The sequence below is a fragment of the Pelomicrobium sp. genome, from assembly GCF_036803785.1.
GTDB lineage: Bacteria > Pseudomonadota > Gammaproteobacteria > Burkholderiales > UBA6910 > Pelomicrobium.
The window spans coordinates 1-2,253 of record NZ_DAIRTR010000239.1; the positions used below are offsets into that span (position 1 = coordinate 1).

3 protein-coding genes are annotated in these 2,253 nt (G+C 66.5%); 1 reads left to right on the forward strand and 2 read right to left on the reverse strand.

The window, feature by feature from the left end; genetic code table 11:
* Nucleotides 1-752, forward strand: a 752-nt coding sequence (locus V7Q81_RS15770) for a prenyltransferase (protein WP_333845231.1), incomplete at its 5' end; no start/stop codon positions are given.
* 104 nt (nt 753-856) lie between these two features.
* On the opposite strand, the gene V7Q81_RS15775 is transcribed toward V7Q81_RS15770, so the two are convergent.
* Entirely contained in the window at nt 857-1,243 is a 387-nt protein-coding gene (locus V7Q81_RS15775) for a hypothetical protein (protein ID WP_333845233.1), read from the reverse strand.
* A 2-nt stretch (nt 1,244-1,245) separates the two neighbouring features.
* On the reverse strand, nt 1,246-1,935 hold the full coding sequence (locus V7Q81_RS15780) for a CBS domain-containing protein (protein ID WP_333845235.1): 690 nt from the start codon (nt 1,933-1,935) through the stop codon (nt 1,246-1,248).
* Between the last annotated feature and the right edge of the window lie 318 nt (nt 1,936-2,253).

The window sequence follows — 2,253 nt, forward strand, 5'->3', positions numbered from 1 at the left end:
GGGTGAACGTGCTCAACGACTACTACGACGCGCTCAACGGCACCGACGCCATCAACACGGAGCGCATCTTTCCCTACACCGGCGGCAGCCGCTTCATCCAGAACGGGGTGCTGTCGGCGCCAGAAACCGCGCGCTTCGGCGCTCTCCTGTTGGGAACGGTGATCGCGGCAGGATCCGTCCTGGCATGGGTCTCGGGTCCGGGCGTGTGGGCCATGGGCTTGGCCGGCCTGTTCCTCGGCTGGGCCTATTCGGCGCCACCCTTTAAGCTGAATAGCCGGGGACTTGGCGAGCTTTGCGTCGCGGCCGGCTTCGGGCTGATCGTGGTGGGCACAGACTACGTGCAGCGCGCTGCCTTCAGCGCCACGGCGGCGGTGGCGGCGGTGTCCTACGCCTTGCTGGTTGCCAGCGTTCTGTACATCAACCAGTTTCCGGACCGCAGCGCCGACGCCGTCGCCGGCAAGCGTCACTGGGTGGTGCGGCTTTCTCCGGCCTGGGCGGGCTGGGGGTACGTGCTGATCGGCCTCTGGGCGTACCTATGGCTAGCGGGGGCGGTGGCCGTGGGTCTCCTGCCTTCGTGGGCCTTGCTTGGCCTTGCCACCGCGCCCCTCACCGCCTTGGCGGGCCGCGACGCAGTGCGCCATGCTCATGAGCCGAGCCGGCTGCGGCCGGCGATCGAGCGTACCCTCGCTGCCGCCTCCCTCCACGGCGTTCTCCTCGCTGGGGGACTGGTGCTGGAGCGCCTCCCGGGTTGAGTGGGTACGTTTCTACACCTCCTCCGAGGTACGGATCGATCACTCGATACGCCGAGCTCGGCTTGGGCTTCTTCGACCGGTTCGCTCCGCATGACAGCGGGAGGTCAACGCCGGCGCACCTCGACCGAGCCGAGGGTTCGTTTCGAAGACCCATTGTGGGGCGGCGTTCCCTCCGGCTCATCGGGCCGGGCCCCGGCGCCCGCCGCCTGAACGTCTTGGACGGCGGACGGCTGTCCGGCCCGCAGCCGGGCCAGGGCGTGGTGCGCCTCCGCCTCCAGCTTGAAGGGGCCTCGGAACATCGCATCTTCGTTAAAACGACGCGACTGCCGTCCTGGCGCCGGAGGCCAGCTCACGACGTACCAGCCCGCCGGGAGAGGTTGCCCATCGCGCCGCCAATACACATGCTCGCGCCCTCCCGCGTCCACCAGACGGCACTCGCTGGTGACGCGCACCACCTCATAGTCCTCGTAGCCGGTTCCCATGGCAGTCACGCTTATTCATAGCCCATGGCGCGGTGCGGTAGCACCTTGATTTCGTCTTTCACTTGCTTCACCCCCGGTACCCGCTCCGCCGCAACGCGAATCGCGTTCTTCACTTCCTCGAAGGCCGTGATCCCCCACAGGTGGACCACCCCCTCCGAAACCACCGCGTTCACAAAGACGGCCCCGGCCCCTACGGACTGCACGGCCTTGAGCACCGCCTCCCGCAGCGTTCTGTCGTCTGCCGAGATCTCCTTGGCGGGCGGCTGCGCCACCAGTGCCTGGAGCAGGTTGGCCCGACTGACGATGCCCACCACTTTGCCGTTCCGCACCACCGGAACGCGCTTGATGCGGTGCTTTTCCAGCAGCGCCGCGATCTCCTGAAGCGGTGTGTCTTCCTCGACGGTGATCACGTCCCGGGTCATGATATCCTGGGCATGGAGACCGTGGGACTTGACGTATTCCCGGGCTTCCTCCCGCGGGTCGCTGAGCAAGGCGAGCCACCAGGACGGGCGGCGCTCGGTGCCCGATTCGGGCCGGCGCATGAGATCCCCCTCGCTCACGATGCCGAGTAGCCGCTCCTGCGCGTCCACCACGGGCACGGCGCTGATACCGCGCTCCAGCAGGAGCCGAGCGATTTCGGAAACCTGGGTCTCGGGTTTCACCGTCACCACCGGAGTGGTCATCACGTCCTTGGCCTGCATGCTGGTTTTCTCCTTTCGTCGCGGTCACGGGTCCGCGGGGCGGCGGGCGCCCCACCACTATAGACGATTCTTCCAGGTTTGACTGGATCCGTTTTGATCTGGCTCAAACGGTTAGACATGGCACGAAAAGCCCACCGGAGGGCCATTTCCCGGTTAACGCACGTAAGCCTCGGTCGCGTAGCGGCGCATCATGCGGTGACTGTTGAAATAGGAGGCGTTTTTGCAAATGGCACCCTTCATCACGGCGACCCAGCCGGACGGATCACCGGCCGAAGCGTAGTACAGCGGCAGGACCACCTGCTCCAGCTTGCCGTAGAG

What these genes read in the sequence shown, in the direction of transcription:
- V7Q81_RS15780 (WP_333845235.1), bottom strand. Translation starts at nt 1,935, where the DNA reads ATGCAGGCCAAGGACGTGATGACCACTCCGGTGGTGACGGTGAAACCC.